A 14,150-nucleotide genomic window follows, 5' to 3' on the forward strand; every position below is an offset into this window, starting at 1 on the left:
CGGTCAGGCCTTGCCCGCCGCAGAACCCGCGCGCTCGGCTTCCTCATCTTCCTTCTTCGCTGCGAAGTCGGCGGGACGCAGCTTGAAGAAGATCAGGACGGGCGCGGCCACGAAGATCGTCGACAACGCGCCGACACCGACGCCGAACAGCATCGACGCGACGAAGGAACGGATCACCTCGCCACCGAAGATGAACAGCGCGAACAGTGCCAGGAGCGTGGTCATCGTCGTCATGACGGTACGCGCCAGCATCTCGTTGTCGGAGAGGTCGAGCAGGTCGCCGATCGGCATCTTCTTGAAACGCCGGAGATTCTCGCGAATCCGGTCGTAGATGACCACCGTGTCGTTCAGCGAATAGCCGACGATGGTCAGGATCGCCGCGACGGTGGACAGGTTGAACTCCAGCTGGGTCACCGCAAGGAAGCCCAGCGTCAGGATCACATCGTTGACCGTCGCGATGATGGCGCCGACGGCGAACTGCCACTCGAACCGGATCCAGACATAGATCAGGATGGCCAGCAGAGAGGCGAGGACGCCGATGACGGCGGCCCAGGCGAGTTCGCCCGATACTGTCGGCCCGACGACCTCGGTTCGCCGGAAGTCGTAGTCGGCGGCAAGCGCCTGCTGTGCCGACTGAACGATCGCGGTCTGGGCGGTGTCACCGCCCTCTGCCGTGCCGACCCGGATCAGCGCTTCGCTCTCGGAGCCGAACTCCTGGACCTGGCTTTCCTGAATCCCGACAGCATTGAGTCGCTCGCGGATGTCCCCGACATCGGCAGCACCCGATTTCGCCTGGACCTCGATGACCGTGCCGCCGGTAAAGTCGATGCCGAAATTGAGCCCGGCCGTGAACAGCATCGCGATGGATGCAAGGCACAGGAAGATCGACAGGGCGAAGACCTGCAGGCGGATCTTCATGAAGCGGATCGCGGTCACGTCCGGCACGAGCTTGATGAAGCCGCGCGGCAGCTCCTTCGGCCGCCGGCGCCGAACCCATTCCGAGGCGAGCAGTCGGGTCAGAGTGAAGGCGGTGAAGACCGTGGTGACGATACCGATGGCCAGCGTCACCGCGAAGCCGCGGACGGGGCCGGAGCCCAGGAAGAACAGCACGACGGCCGCTATCAGCGTTGTGATGTTGGCGTCGACGATCGTGCCGAGCGCCTTTTGGAAACCGGTGTCGATCGACTGGATGACCGACCTGCCCTGGCGTCGTTCGTCGCGGATGCGCTCGAAGATGAGGACGTTCGAGTCGACCGCCATGCCGACGGTCAGCACGATGCCCGCGATGCCGGGCAACGTCAGCGTCGCGCCGATGGCTGTAAGGATGGCGAAGAGGATCAGGACGTTGGCGACAAGAGCGATATTGGCCAGGACGCCGAGGAAGCCGTAGGCCGCCAGCATAAAGAGGACGACGAAGATCGAACCGATGACGCCGGCCGTCTCGCCAGCTGCGATCGAGTCGGCGCCAAGGCCGGGCCCGACGGTCCGCTCCTCGATGATGTTGAGCGTGGCAGGCAGAGCGCCGGCGCGCAGCAGTACCGACAGGTCGTTGGCGCTCTGGACGGTGAAATTGCCGCTGATCTGCGCCTGGCCGCCGAGGATGGGCTCGCGGATGTTCGGCGCGGACAGAACCTCCTCGTCGAGGACGATGGCGAAGGGACTGCCGACATTCTGCTGGGTGACCGCGCCGAAACGCTGCGCGCCCTGGCTGTCGAAGCGGATATTGACGACAGGCTGGTTGGTCTGGCTGTCGAAACCCGCCTGCGCGTCGGTCAGGTTCTCGCCGGAGACCATGATCTGGCGCTGGACCAGGATCGGCAGAGGCGGGTTGTCGTTGGTGTAGAGAAGCTCGGAGCCTGCCGGCGGCCGGGTGCCGCGTGCCACCTCGTCGGCGGACGCCGTCTGGTCGACGAGACGGAAGCTCAGCTTGGCGGTCTGGTTCAGAAGCGACTTCAGGCGCTGCGGATCCTCCAGACCCGGCACCTGGACCATGATCCGGTCGTCACCCTGGCGCTGGATGAGCGGCTCGGTGGTCCCGAGCTCGTCGACGCGTCGCCGCACTACCTCGATCGACTGGGCGACGGCATTAGTCAGCCGGTAATTCACGCCGGCTTCGGTGAGCGTCAGCGTGATCACGCCCGGCTGAGGCTGTGCAATCGCGACCTCGGCGACGGAGCCGCTGCCGAGCATTCCTGCCGACAAGGGAGTTGCCAGAGGCTGGAGCGCTTCGAGTACTGCGTCGGCCTGGGCCGGGTCGCGCAACCTGACAGTGACGGTGGTTCCCGAGTCGGAGAGGCCCGCATAGCCGATACGCGCGGTGCGGAGCGTCTGGCGCGCGTCGTCGCTGAGCGTCTGGACGCGTTCCCCCTGCAGGGACTGGCGGTCGATCTCGAGCAGAATGTAGGAGCCGCCCTGCAGGTCGAGACCGAGGGTCACCTGCTGCTTGGGCACGAACGATGGCAGCTGATCGAGCATCTGCCGCGGAAAGAAGTTGGGGGCCGCATACAGGATGCCGACGGCCACCGTCAGCAGGACGAGAAACTTCTTCCAGGGCGAGAAATACAGCATTGGGTTCCCAGGCGGGTCGACGAACGCGCTTCGGCGGCGTTCGTCAGTGGCATTCCGTCCACACGGTCGGCACAGGCCGGAGGCGAAACACGGTCGTATCTACGGCAGTTGCCGTATCCTCAACAATCGCGGCTATTTGGTGTTGGCAGCCGCCGGCTCGCCCTTGACGCGCACGTCCGTCACCATGCTCTGCAGCACACGGACCCGGACCTGTTCCGAAATCTGCACCTCGAGTTCGCCGTTCTCCAAGACCTTCGTCACCTTGGCGATGATGCCTCCCCCGGTGACCACCGTGTCGCCGCGGCGGATGTTGCTGAGCATCGCCTCGCGTTTCTTCATCGCCGTGCGCTGCGGCCGGATGATGAGGAAATACATGATGGCGAAGACCGCGACGAAGGGCAGCACGCTGATCAGGAGATCGCTTCCACCGGCGGCAGGAACGCCGCTCTGCGCGAAAGCCTCGGACACGAACATCGGGAACCTCTTCGGAATCGAGGGCGGGAAGCCCTTTACGGAGTGCGCGGAATATACGAACGGTCGCCTCGAATGCAACAAGGCGTCTGTTCCGCGACATGAACGCCGCCCAGGGACACAGCAGAAACGTCATGGAAGTCGAAGATTTTGCCCGGCTGCGGGAGACCATGGATCGCATTGCCGCGAGCCTGGAGCGTCTGGCGCCTCCGCCTGCGTCCGTACCGGACTTTGCCGCTGCCGACTGCTTCGTGTTCGAGCCGCCGGCAGGGCTGGTTCCCGTCAAGACGGTCAACCGCGTTCCGATCGAGCTGCTGAAGGGCGTCGATCGCTCGCGCGACACGCTCCTCGACAACACGGCGCGCTTCGCGCGCGGCCTGCCCGCCAACAATGCGCTGCTCTGGGGCGCGAGGGGCATGGGCAAGTCATCGTTGGTGAAGGCCGCCCACGCCGCGGTCAACGCCTCCCTGCCCAACGGCACGAACCCGCTCAAGCTGATCGAGATCCATCGCGAGGACATCGACGACCTGCCTCGCCTGATGGGCTTCGTACGCGCGGCGCCTTACGCGTTTCTACTGTTCTGCGACGACCTGTCCTTCGACATGGGCGATTCCTCCTACAAGTCGCTGAAGGCCGCCCTGGAAGGCGGCGTGGAAGGCCGCCCCGCGAACGTCCTGTTCTATGCGACGTCCAACCGCCGGCACCTTCTGCCGCGAGACATGATCGAGAACGAGCGCTCGACGGCGATCAACCCTGCCGAGGCCGTCGAGGAAAAGGTGTCGCTGTCGGACCGGTTCGGCCTGTGGCTTGGCTTCCACCGCTGCAGCCAGGAGGATTATCTGGCGATGATCGACGCCTACCTGTCGGCTTACGGGATCGATGCCGACCCGGAAGCCACCCGGCATGAAGCGCTGGAATGGGCGACGACCCGCGGCAGCCGGTCCGGCCGGGTCGCCTTCCAGTTCGTCCAGGACCTTGCCGGGCGCCTGGGGCGCACCCTCGCCGCGCCGGCAGCCTGAAGCAAAAAGGCCCGGTTCGCTCCTGACGGAACGGAACCGGGCCGAACGCCTGGAGGTCGGCGTCTACTGGAGGAACTTCGTCGGGTCGACCGGCGTGGAGTCCTTGCGGACCTCGAAATGCAGGACCGGGACGTCCGTGTCTCCGCTCATGCCGGACTTGGCGACTTCCTGGCCCCGGGTCACGGTGGCACCGCGTTTGACGGACAGGGAGTCGGCGTGTCCGTACACGGTGACCATGCCGTTGTCGTGCTTGACCAGAACCGTGTTGCCGAATTCCTTCAACCCGTCGCCGGCATAGATGACCACGCCGTTCTCGGCTGCCTTCACCGAAGTGCCGCGCGGCACCGAGATGTTCAGGCCGTCATTGCGGCGCGAGCCCACCTTTTCTCCGAAGCGATTGACCACCCGCCCCTGGACCGGCCAGCGCAGCTGGCTGATGCCTGTGGAGGTCGGGGCGATGGCCGCAACCTGTGTCTCGGCCTGCTCCGACACCGTGCTGCTGGGAGCGGCAGCGGGCGCTGCAGGCGCCTCGGCCTGCTCGGTCGACGGACGGCTGGATTTCTCGGCGGTCGCAGGCGCCGTGTAGGCGACGGGCGTCGTGATGGGCTTGGCTTCCGGCGGCGTCTGGACCGTGGAGGCCGCCGGCTGGGCGCTGGCCACCTGGGTCGGCGTCGCGCCGGCACCCGGCACGGTCAGTGACTGGCCGATGCGAATCGAATCGCCGCTGAGGCCGTTGGCCTGCTTGAGCGCTGCAACCGACGTCCCGGTGCGGCGTGCGATCGCCGCCAGCGTATCGCCCGAGCTGACAGTGACCGATCCGCCCGAGGAAGCGGGGCGCTGGTCGCCGGACGGACGGCGCTGCGGTGTCGAGATCTGCGCTGCCTGCGCCTGCAGGGTCGAGGGCGGAGCGCCGCGGGTCGGTACATCGTTGGCGCTGGCCGGTGCCGCTGCCATCGAGGAGCTAGGTGGCGTGCCGTAGTTCGGCGCGGGCGGCGGCGGCAGGGTCTGGCTCTGCACCGACGGGGTCGCGGCGCTGGCGCCATAGGTCGGGTTCTGCTGGTAGGCTGGCGTACCGTTGCCGATCGCGCCCGTGTTCAGCTGGTCGACGCCGCCCGGATAGGGCTGCGCGGCAGCGGTCTGGGTCATCCCCGCACGCGGCACCGCGCCGGTGTAGAAGCCGTCATCGAACCGCGCCACGTCGGAGCTGCACCCGGCCGCGAGGCCCGCCAGAGCAACCATCGCAGCGGAACGCACCATACGGAGCCGTAGAGGTTTCAGCACATCGATACGCATCGCCGTCCCTTGCACGCAGAAATTCGCTTTCGGGAGCATTGAAGCGCGTTAATGTTACTGCCGGGTTAAGTCTCTGGCGACGGAAGACGATTCTCGACGATCGATGCGGGGAATCGCCAGCAGTCCGGCCGAAGCGCGAGCCGAGCGAGACAGCGCTGCCGACGCCTGCCACCCGCAGGCTCAGAGAACCTCTGCCGTTCCGAAGGCCAGCGGCTGGTACCGCACCGGCCAGAGGTCCTCGCGCTCGAATCGGCTGCCGACCTTTCGCAGCCGCACCAGCATCTGCTCGCCGTCGCCCGGGCCGATCGCGCAGATCAGCACCGCCTGCATGCCGAGCTGTTCCAGGAACTGGCGAGGCACGGCGGGAAACGCGGCATGGATGATCGCGCGGTCGAACGGCGCGCCGCCGGGAAAGCCATCGCGTCCGTCCTCCAGGAAGAGCGAGACATTGGTGACGCCGACCTGCTTCAGGCGCGTTCCGGCTGGCTCGACCAGCCGGCGGAAGCGGTCGAAGGAGGAGACGTGGGCGCTCATGCGGGCCAGAAGCGCCGTCGCGTAACCGCTGCCGGTGCCGATCTCCAGGACCCGGTGCTCAGGCTCGAGCTCGAGCGCCGCCACGAGACGAGCTGCCGCGAGCGCGCCGGGCATCGTCTCGCCGCAGGCAAGCGGTGCCGACCGGTCCTCGTAGGCGTCCTCGACGCCCTCGGGGACGAACAGCCGACGCGGCACCGATGCCACAGCCTGGTGCAGGGTGGGTCCGCCGATACGCTGAAAGCGCAATGCCAGCAGGAAGGCCGCGAGATCCTCGCGGTCACGGCCTTCGGGGTTCATGCGAAGAGTGCGCCGAGATCGTCGCGCAGTTCGTGCGCGGTCAGGTCCAGCTGCAGCGGCGTGATCGAGATGCGGCCGGCCTGGAGCGCCGCAATGTCGGAATTCTCCACCTCCGGTCCTGCCTGGCGGCCGAAGGTCAGCCAGAAATACGGAAAGCCCCTGCCGTCGCGGCGCTCTTCCATGCCGAGCGAATAGTCGAGCTTGCCCTGCCGGGTCACCGAGACGCCGGACACCTCGTCCGCCGGTACCGCCGGGAAGTTGACGTTGATCAGGTGGCCGGGCGGCAGAGGGAAGCCCGCCAGCCGATCGAGCACGGCGGGTGCGTGGCGTTCCGCCGTCTCCCACAGCGCCTCGCGATCCCGCCCCGGGGTGAAGGCCTGGCTGAGCGCGATCGAACGCAGGCCGAGCATCGTCCCCTCAATGGCGCCGGCCACGGTGCCGGAATAGGTGACGTCGTCGCAGATGTTCTGGCCGGCATTGACGCCGGACAGAACGAGATCCGGCGGCGAATCCATCAACCGCTTCACCGCCATGATGACGCAGTCCGTTGGCGTTCCGGAAAGAGCGTAGCGCTTCTCCGATACCTCGCGCAGCCGCAGCGGCGCGGACAGCGTCAGCGAGTGCGACAGGCCGCTCTGGTCGGTCTCAGGCGCGACCACCCAGACATCGTCGGTCAGCGTCCGGGCGATCCGCTCCAGCACTGCCAGCCCCTCGGCGTGTATGCCGTCGTCATTGGTCAGGAGAAGCCGCATCAGGCGGGCCCGCCGATCCGCTCGACCCCGGCCATGTAAGGCCGGAGCACCGGCGGGATGGTGATGCTGCCATCCTCGTTCTGATAGTTCTCCATCACCGCGATCAGCGCCCGCCCGACGGCGACGCCGGACCCGTTCAGCGTGTGGACGAACTGTGTCGCCTTTTCGCCCTCGGCGCGGTAGCGGGCGCTCATCCGCCGGGCCTGAAAATCACCGCAGACCGAACAGCTGGAGATTTCGCGATAGGCGCCCTGCCCCGGCAGCCACACCTCGATGTCGTAGGTCTTGCGGGCGCCGAAGCCCATGTCGCCGGTGCACAGCGTCACGACGCGATACGCCAGCCCGAGGCGCTTGAGCACCTCCTCGGCAGCCTTCGTCATGCGCTCGTGCTCGTCGAGCGAGGCATCGCTCGCCGTGATCGAGACCATCTCGACCTTGTAGAACTGGTGCTGGCGCAGCATGCCGCGCGTGTCCCGCCCCGCCGATCCGGCTTCCGAGCGGAAGCACGGCGTCAGCGCCGTCACCCGCATTGGCAGGTCGGCGGCATCGATGATCCGCTCGCGCGCAAGATTGGTCAGCGGCACTTCGGCGGTCGGGATCAGCCAGCGCCCTTCCGTCGTGTGGAACAGGTCCTCGGCGAATTTCGGCAACTGGTTGGTACCGAAGAGCGCCTCGTCGCGCACCAGCAGCGGGGCCGCGACCTCCTGATAACCGTGTTCGGTGGTGTGGAGGTCCAGCATGAACTGGCCGAGCGCCCGTTCCAGCCGCGCCAGCGCACCCTTCAGGATGGTGAAGCGCGAACCGGAGATCTTGGCGGCCTGGTCGAAATCCATGAGGCCCATGGCCTCGCCGAGCTCGTAATGCTCCCGTGGCTTGAAGGCGAAGTCGGGCCGCTCGCCGACCCGGCGCATCTCGACATTGTCGGCCTCGTCCTTGCCGACCGGAACGTCGTCGAGCGGCAAGTTCGGTATGCGCGCCAGCGCGTCCTCAAGCGAGCCATCGAGCCGTCGCTCGGTCTCCTCGCCGTCCTGGATCTCGGCCTTGATCTCGGCGATCTCGGCGATCAGCCGTTCGGCCAGCGTCTCGTCTTTGGTGGCCTTGGCCTTGCCGATCTCCCGGGATGCCTCGTTGCGCCGGTTCTGGAGCTCCTGCAAACGTTTTAGATGCTCGCGACGCGCCTCATCGAGCCTGATCAGATCGGCGGCGGCGGGCGCCGCGCCGCGACGCGCCAAGGCCTCGTCCAGCTTTTCCGGATTTTCCCGTATCCACTTGATGTCGAGCATGAAATTCCCGTTCCGTCGAAATGCGACGGGACACGGGCCAACCGGTCTCAGCTCTCGGCTTGAGCTCCGTCGCCACCGAGCGCCTCGGCCGCCCGCTTCTTCTCGATCATCCGCGCCACAATGATCGACACCTCGTAGAGAAGGATCGTGGGCAGGGCAAGACCGATCTGGGAGACCGGATCGGGTGGCGTCAGGATCGCCGCCGCCACGAAGGCGATGACGATGGCGTATTTCCGCTTCGATGCCAGGCCGTCCGCGCTGGTGAGGCCGGCCCGCACCAGCAGCGTCGCCACGACGGGAAGCTGGAAGACCAGGCCGAACGCGAAGATCAGCGTCATGATCAGCGACAGATATTCAGAAACCCGCGGCAAGAGCTGGATCGCCGCCTGGCCACCGGTACCGGTCTGCTCCATCGACAGGAAGAACCACATCACCATCGGGGTGAAGAAATAATAGACCAGCATCGCTCCCATCAGGAACAGCACCGGTGTCGCGATCAGGAACGGCAGGAAGGCATGGCGTTCGTTGCGGTAGAGCCCGGGCGCCACGAACTTGTAGATCTGGCTGGCGATGACGGGAAACGCCAGGAACAGACCGCCGAAGGCGGCGATCTTCACCTGGGTGAAGAAGAATTCCTGGGGCGCCGTGTAGATCAGCTCGACCTGCCGGTCGTCGATGCCGGCCCAGACGGTCGCCGTCTGATAGGGCACGACGAGGAAATTGAAGATTTCCTTGGCGAAGAAGAAGCAGCAGATGAAAGCGATCATGAAGCCGCCGATGCTCCAGATCAGCCGGCGCCGCAACTCCAGCAGATGCTCCATCAACGGCGCTGAGGAGGCCTCGATATCGTCCTTGGGTGCACTCACGCGGCGTCCTCGGTCTTGCGGGCCTTGGCCTCGCTCGTCGACGCCGCGCCGGCATCGGTGGTTGCTTCTGACGGCGCGGTAGTTCCGGGGCTTTGCGCTTCGGCCGGTTCCGCCGGTGCCGTCGATGACGGAACCTTCGGCTCAGGCGCCTTCGTGGCGGCCGTCAGCGAGGAGCGGATCTCGTCGCCGATCGCCTTCATCGGGTTCATCGCGGCGCGGACGTCCTTGGTGGGGTCGAACTTCTTGGCGTCCGCCATCGTCTGGCGAACCTCATCGAGTTCGGCCTCACGAAGCGCATCGTCGAACTGCCGGCGGAAATCCGACGCCATCGAGCGCACCTGCTTCGTGGTGCGCCCAAATGTCCGCAGCATCCGCGGCAGGTCCTTGGGGCCAACGACGACCACAAGGACGACCGCGATCACCAGTAGCTCGGTCCAGCCGATATCGAACATGTCTCTTACTCGAAGGCGACCACGGAGGACGGCTGCGGAGCGGCACGCCCCGCGCCCTCCGCCGCCGATCGACCAATCAGCTGACTGACTTCTCGGTCTTCACGTCGCGCGCCACGACATCGCCCTCGCGATGGTCGAGGGCCCGGCGTTCCTGGGCAGCCGCTTCGGTCTCTTCCTCGGACATGCCCTTCTTGAAGCTCTTGATCCCCTTGGCGACGTCGCCCATCAATTCGGGAATCTTGCCCCGGCCGAAGAGAAGCAGCACGACGGCGAGGACGATGAGCCAGTGCCAGATGCTGAAGCTACCCATAACCAATTCTCCTATGAGCGCGTGAGCGCGCTCGCTTTCGCCATGCTAACGATCGTCGGCCGACTTTTCAAACACGATAACGTCCTGCGGATCAACGGAAACAACGACATCCCGCTTGTGCGAAGCAACGATACCGGCCCGCATCCTCGATCGAAGCGGCTTGTCCAGCCCTTCGACCGCTACCGTCATCAGATCGACCCCACCGAGAAAGCGTCTCGCTGTGATACGCCCGAAAACGCCGCTCGGTCGTTCGTCGAGGCGCAGGCCAGAAAGACGAAGGGCAACCGTCACCCGCGTACCGTCGGATGATGACGAATCTGCGACGGGCCCGAGTGCCGTCACCACCCGCCCGCCCCGGACCTCGCCCTCGATGACGTTGAGTTCCGAGAAGAAGCCGGCAGCGAAGAGGTTGGTGGGCCGGCTGTAGAGTTCGGCCGCGGTCCCGGTCTGGACAAGCCGTCCATCCCTGAGCAGCGCGATGCGGTCGCCGAGCCGCATCGCCTCCTCCGCGTCATGGGTGACGATGATCGCCGTCGCACGGCTCTCGCGCAGGATCTGCAGCGTGTCGGTGCGCACCACGTCCTTGAGCCGGCTGTCGAGCCCGGAGAACGGCTCGTCCATCAACAGGACGGAGGGCCGCGGCGTCAGCGCCCGCGCGAGCGCCACGCGCTGCTGCTCGCCACCGGAAAGCGTGTGCGGGTATTGGCCCGCGACGCTCGCCAGCCCGACCCGCTCCAGCGCGACCAGCGCCTCCCTCTTGGCGGCGGCGCCCGGCATGGCGGTCAGCCCGAATCGCACATTGTCGAGGATCGTCATGTGCGGAAACAGCGCGAAATCCTGGAACATCAGGCCGATGCCGCGTCGCTCCGGGGGCACGAAGACGCTGTCGCCGGCAATCTCTTGGCCGTTGAGCACGAGCCGCCCGGCACTCTGGCGCTCTATTCCCGCTGCGACGCGCAGCATGGTCGTCTTGCCGGAGCCGGAAGGGCCGAGAAGGCAGAGGACCTCGCCCGGCTCGGCCGTCAGGTCGATGCCGTCGAGGATACGGACGGAACCGGCGGAGTGAGAGACGTTCTCGAAGCTCAGCCGCGCGGCGAAGCTGACGCCGGCACTGGTGCGCCCGCCGGCGTTCTGGCCGGCCTGGTATGAGACGGTGTCGTGGTCCTGCAAGTCCTGGCCTGCTCGCTAGCTTTCATCAGCGCGCGCGACGCCAACGAGCCTTCGCTATCGCTTCGGGAGCCCGGCGGCAACATGTCAGGCGATGCGGCTCATCAAAGCCTGGTATTCGGCGCGCAGTGCCGCGTCGTCGCTCGCGTCCGTGATGCCACCGGAGATCACGGCCTCGGCGTCGCGCGCCCGCCGTTGGGCGTCGCCGCTAAGGGGGCCTGCCGCCGCGGCGACGCGGCGCATCTCGTCCATCTCGCCATTGCAATGGAGCAGCACGTCGCAACCGGCCTCCAGCGCCCTGCGCCCGAGATCGCCAAGGTCGCCGGCCAGCGCTTTCATCGACATGTCGTCCGTCATCAACAATCCGTCAAAACCGATCTCGCCGCGGATCACCTCCCCGATGACGATGGGAGACAGCGTCGCTGGGGCGCGTGGATCGATGTCGCTGTAGAGGATATGCGCCGTCATGGCCGCCGGCAGGGAGCGCAGCGCGCGAAACGGCGCGAAGTCCGTGCGTGCGAGCTCGTCCCGCTTGGTGGCAACCACAGGCAGCGCGTGATGGCTGTCGGCGTTGCCGCGACCGTGTCCAGGGATGTGCTTCATCACCGGCAGCACGCCGCCGGCCATCAACCCGGCCGCCACGGCCTCGCCCAGGACCGCGACATCCGCCGGCGTTTCCGCATAGGCGCGGTCGCCGATGACGGAGTTCGCGCCGGGAACCGGCACATCGACGCAGGGTATGCAGTCGGCGTTGATCCCGAACGGCATCAGGTCGCCTGCTAGTAGCCGACCCTGCAGCCAGGCGGCCCGCTCCCCGGCTTCCGCATCGGTCGCGTAAAGACGGCCGATGTCAGCCGGGGTCGGATAGCTCGGCGCCAGAGGCGGCTTGAGGCGATTGATGCGCCCGCCCTCCTGGTCGACGAAGATCGGCGTTGAGGCGCGGCCTCCCGCTTCGCGCAGTTCCTCGACGAGGTCCGACAACTGGCTGCCGCTGGCGATGTTGCGCCCGAACAGGATGAAGCCGTATGGTCGCTCTCCGGCGAAGAAGGCGCGCTCCTCCGCCGACAGCCGCTGCCCCAGGGGCGCGGCGATCCACGCCTTCGATCCGCTCATGCTGCACTCCGGTGACGTGGCCGGCCCGCCGCAATAACGGCTGGTCGGCCCGCCCGATGATGATGTGGGAGAATAGGCCGGCCCCGAGGACCGGCCGAGAAGGCCGAGCGTCGCCGCGCCTAGCGCGAGACGAAGCAGCTGCCGCCGGCGGACTTCAACCGTTGGCATAGATCGTTGGCCTCGCTCTTCGAGCCGGTGGCGACGCGGACGCGGTGGTAGGTGCCCTTGCCCGGAATATCGGCGGACTGGATCACCAGGCTGCGACCGCCGATCACCTCCGAGAAGCGCTGGCCAAGCGTTCGCGACGAGTCCTCGGCGGCTTCGCGCGAAGGCTGCGAGGAGATCTGCACGTAGTAGCCACCCTCGACAGCGGGAGGAGTCGCCGCCGGAAGAGCTGCGACTTCCGTCGCCGCCGGCTCCGGCTCGGGTGCTACGGCAACAGGCGGCGTGGCCGGAGCCTCCTGCGTCAGGACGGGGTCCGGCTGCGGCTCCGCGGGTGTCACGGCGGCAACGCGCATTGCTGCGGCCGCCTCGGTGCCCGGCTTCATGGACGGCATCGGAACGCCGGACGCGGAATCGCTCTCGGCCGACGCGCTCTGCTCCTGCGACGGTGTCGTTCCGGTCGCGAGCGAATCCAGCGGCCGTGAGGCCGCATCGATCAGCGCCGGGTTTTGAGCGCGCAATTCCTGCAGCGACGTGGACGGCACCTGCTCGGATGCGACAAGCGTACCGTCCGGGTTGACCGTCAACGTGCGGACGCGGCGCGGCGTGAGGACGGCGATCGGTGAATCGTCGCCGCCGGCATCGGCCACGCGGACCGGCTCAGCCGCCAGGGCGGTGCCGATCGGATTGAGATCGACACCGGGCAGATCCGAGAAGGCCGGCTCGGGTTCGGGCTGCGGCAGCTCCGCCGGCTCCTCGGCGGCCGTCAGCAGCGTCTGCTGCGACGGCTCGATGGCGGCGCTGGCGCTCTGGACGCGCTCGTAGACGGCCTTGTTCTGATTGGGGATGGCGCGCCCGCCCGGATCCTTCGGTGCCACCTTCACCGGCTCGGAATCGGCCTGAACGATCAGCGGAGCGTCGTAGACCTTTCCACCGTTTCCGGTGAGCATGTATGCGCCGGCCCCGCCGATCAGCGCGATGACGAGCAGGCTGGCGCCGACGCTCATCATCCGTCGTGAAATCGGCAGCTGCCGTGTCGACGCCGACGCTACCGTGCTCGCGGCAGCGAGACCGGCCCGCCTGCCGGACACTGCCTGCCGGCGCGCGGCATGCGCGGTCTGGCGCGCTTCCGGCGCCGACGGCGAGAGATCATCATGTTCGGGTGCCGGCTCATTCCGTGCAGCCGTATCATCCCCGGCGAAGGCGTGGTTGCGTCCCTCGGACGGAGCTGCCTGCAACGGCTTCTGCATCGCAGCGAGCTCGCTGGCGATCAGCGCATCGAAATCGTCGAAGAGCTGCGCCGTCGGCTCGGCGACGCTGGCGTCCTGCGTCCTCGCCGGCGCAAAGGCTTCGCTCACCTGGAATTTGGCGTCGCGCGGGTTGGCCGGCGCCGAAAGCCCACGGAAAGCGGCCTCGAGAACCGGATCTGAAACGGAATCGTCAGCTGTTGCCGGCGAGGCCGACGATACCGGCGCAGACTTCGAAGCCGTCGGAGCGGGCGCACGCGGCGCCGGCGAAATCCAGTTGGAATAGGAAGCGGCAGCCTTCGGGAGCGGGCTCGCTATAGCGGCCACAGGCACGGCGCCCATCACCGTGTCGGACGTTTCCCGCGCGAGTTCTTCGTCGAGGGCGCCGGCGAAAGCGTCCATGTCGAGATCGAAATCGGCATCCGCGCCGGTATCAGAAGGAAGATCGAACTGCCAGGTCTCGACGGGCTCGGGCTTCATGGCTGAGGAGCGCTGTGCCTCAGGCGCATCGATCAGTCTGGCGAGTTCTGCGAAAGGATCGTCATCGAACGGATCGGCCTGCCTGCCGACTCCGCGATCGCCGTCCGTCAAGTCCCCCATCGACATCGTCCCCGCC

Annotated in this window: 13 protein-coding genes; 1 reads left to right on the forward strand and 12 read right to left on the reverse strand. The window is 66.9% G+C overall.

Annotation, left to right across the window (positions count from 1 at the left end; translation table 11 throughout):
* Positions 1-3: 3 nt before the first annotated feature.
* Both secDF and yajC read right to left on the reverse strand, forming a co-directional pair.
* The gene (gene secDF / locus GGR03_RS03905; RefSeq protein WP_183206220.1) at positions 4-2,568 is read right to left on the reverse strand and encodes a protein translocase subunit SecDF; all 2,565 of its coding nucleotides are present in this window, start codon (positions 2,566-2,568) and stop codon (positions 4-6) included.
* A 132-nt stretch (positions 2,569-2,700) separates the two neighbouring features.
* The gene (gene yajC, locus GGR03_RS03910; RefSeq protein ID WP_183206221.1) at positions 2,701-3,042 is read right to left on the reverse strand and encodes a preprotein translocase subunit YajC; all 342 of its coding nucleotides are present in this window, start codon (positions 3,040-3,042) and stop codon (positions 2,701-2,703) included.
* A gap of 131 nt (positions 3,043-3,173) precedes the next feature.
* Here yajC and GGR03_RS03915 point away from each other — a divergent pair, with 131 nt between their 5' ends.
* Positions 3,174-4,058 carry an ATP-binding protein gene (locus GGR03_RS03915; protein ID WP_246367576.1) on the forward strand — a complete coding sequence of 295 codons (885 nt, stop codon included), beginning with the start codon at positions 3,174-3,176 and terminating at the stop codon, positions 4,056-4,058.
* A 63-nt stretch (positions 4,059-4,121) separates the two neighbouring features.
* On the opposite strand, the gene GGR03_RS03920 is transcribed toward GGR03_RS03915, so the two are convergent.
* From GGR03_RS03920 to GGR03_RS03965, 10 genes are all read right to left on the reverse strand, one after another.
* Positions 4,122-5,255 carry a peptidoglycan DD-metalloendopeptidase family protein gene (locus tag GGR03_RS03920; protein ID WP_335632275.1) on the reverse strand — a complete coding sequence of 378 codons (1,134 nt, stop codon included), beginning with the start codon at positions 5,253-5,255 and terminating at the stop codon, positions 4,122-4,124.
* Between the two features lie 276 nt (positions 5,256-5,531).
* Positions 5,532-6,182: a protein-L-isoaspartate(D-aspartate) O-methyltransferase gene (locus tag GGR03_RS03925; protein WP_183206224.1), complete on the reverse strand. Its 651-nt coding sequence runs from the start codon at positions 6,180-6,182 to the stop codon at positions 5,532-5,534.
* Positions 6,179-6,934, reverse strand: a complete 756-nt coding sequence (gene surE, locus GGR03_RS03930; RefSeq protein WP_183206225.1) for a 5'/3'-nucleotidase SurE — start codon at positions 6,932-6,934, stop codon at positions 6,179-6,181. Before surE ends, GGR03_RS03925 begins: the two co-directional genes overlap by 4 nt.
* Positions 6,934-8,217: a serine--tRNA ligase gene (serS, locus tag GGR03_RS03935; protein ID WP_183206226.1), complete on the reverse strand. Its 1,284-nt coding sequence runs from the start codon at positions 8,215-8,217 to the stop codon at positions 6,934-6,936. The genes surE and serS overlap by 1 nt, the downstream gene beginning before the upstream one ends.
* A 47-nt stretch (positions 8,218-8,264) precedes the next feature.
* Positions 8,265-9,038, reverse strand: coding sequence for a twin-arginine translocase subunit TatC (gene tatC / locus GGR03_RS03940; RefSeq protein ID WP_183207018.1), 774 nt, complete (start codon positions 9,036-9,038; stop codon positions 8,265-8,267).
* Positions 9,039-9,079: 41 nt separating this feature from the next.
* On the reverse strand, positions 9,080-9,535 hold the full coding sequence (tatB, locus tag GGR03_RS03945) for a Sec-independent protein translocase protein TatB (protein ID WP_183206227.1): 456 nt from the start codon (positions 9,533-9,535) through the stop codon (positions 9,080-9,082).
* A 76-nt stretch (positions 9,536-9,611) separates the two neighbouring features.
* Entirely contained in the window at positions 9,612-9,845 is a 234-nt protein-coding gene (locus GGR03_RS03950; protein WP_163041881.1) for a twin-arginine translocase TatA/TatE family subunit, read from the reverse strand.
* A gap of 45 nt (positions 9,846-9,890) precedes the next feature.
* Positions 9,891-11,015: an ABC transporter ATP-binding protein gene (locus GGR03_RS03955; protein WP_183206228.1), complete on the reverse strand. Its 1,125-nt coding sequence runs from the start codon at positions 11,013-11,015 to the stop codon at positions 9,891-9,893.
* Between the two features lie 84 nt (positions 11,016-11,099).
* The gene (gene nagZ, locus GGR03_RS03960; protein WP_246367577.1) at positions 11,100-12,125 is read right to left on the reverse strand and encodes a beta-N-acetylhexosaminidase; all 1,026 of its coding nucleotides are present in this window, start codon (positions 12,123-12,125) and stop codon (positions 11,100-11,102) included.
* Positions 12,126-12,244: 119 nt separating this feature from the next.
* Positions 12,245-14,134, reverse strand: a complete 1,890-nt coding sequence (locus GGR03_RS03965; protein WP_183206230.1) for an SPOR domain-containing protein — start codon at positions 14,132-14,134, stop codon at positions 12,245-12,247.
* Positions 14,135-14,150: the final 16 nt, after the last annotated feature.

The organism is Aurantimonas endophytica (genome assembly GCF_014196845.1).
In the GTDB taxonomy this organism is placed as follows: Bacteria; Pseudomonadota; Alphaproteobacteria; order Rhizobiales; family Rhizobiaceae; genus Aurantimonas; species Aurantimonas endophytica.

What these genes read in the sequence shown, in the direction of transcription:
- secDF (WP_183206220.1), bottom strand. Translation starts at nt 2,568, where the DNA reads ATGCTGTATTTCTCGCCCTGGAAGAAGTTTCTCGTCCTGCTGACGGTG.
- yajC (WP_183206221.1), bottom strand. Translation starts at nt 3,042, where the DNA reads ATGTTCGTGTCCGAGGCTTTCGCGCAGAGCGGCGTTCCTGCCGCCGGT.
- GGR03_RS03915 (WP_246367576.1), top strand. Translation starts at nt 3,174, where the DNA reads ATGGAAGTCGAAGATTTTGCCCGGCTGCGGGAGACCATGGATCGCATT.
- GGR03_RS03925 (WP_183206224.1), bottom strand. Translation starts at nt 6,182, where the DNA reads ATGAACCCCGAAGGCCGTGACCGCGAGGATCTCGCGGCCTTCCTGCTG.
- surE (WP_183206225.1), bottom strand. Translation starts at nt 6,934, where the DNA reads ATGCGGCTTCTCCTGACCAATGACGACGGCATACACGCCGAGGGGCTG.
- serS (WP_183206226.1), bottom strand. Translation starts at nt 8,217, where the DNA reads ATGCTCGACATCAAGTGGATACGGGAAAATCCGGAAAAGCTGGACGAG.
- tatC (WP_183207018.1), bottom strand. Translation starts at nt 9,038, where the DNA reads ATGGAGCATCTGCTGGAGTTGCGGCGCCGGCTGATCTGGAGCATCGGC.
- tatB (WP_183206227.1), bottom strand. Translation starts at nt 9,535, where the DNA reads ATGTTCGATATCGGCTGGACCGAGCTACTGGTGATCGCGGTCGTCCTT.
- GGR03_RS03950 (WP_163041881.1), bottom strand. Translation starts at nt 9,845, where the DNA reads ATGGGTAGCTTCAGCATCTGGCACTGGCTCATCGTCCTCGCCGTCGTG.
- nagZ (WP_246367577.1), bottom strand. Translation starts at nt 12,125, where the DNA reads ATGAGCGGATCGAAGGCGTGGATCGCCGCGCCCCTGGGGCAGCGGCTG.
- GGR03_RS03965 (WP_183206230.1), bottom strand. Translation starts at nt 14,134, where the DNA reads ATGGGGGACTTGACGGACGGCGATCGCGGAGTCGGCAGGCAGGCCGAT.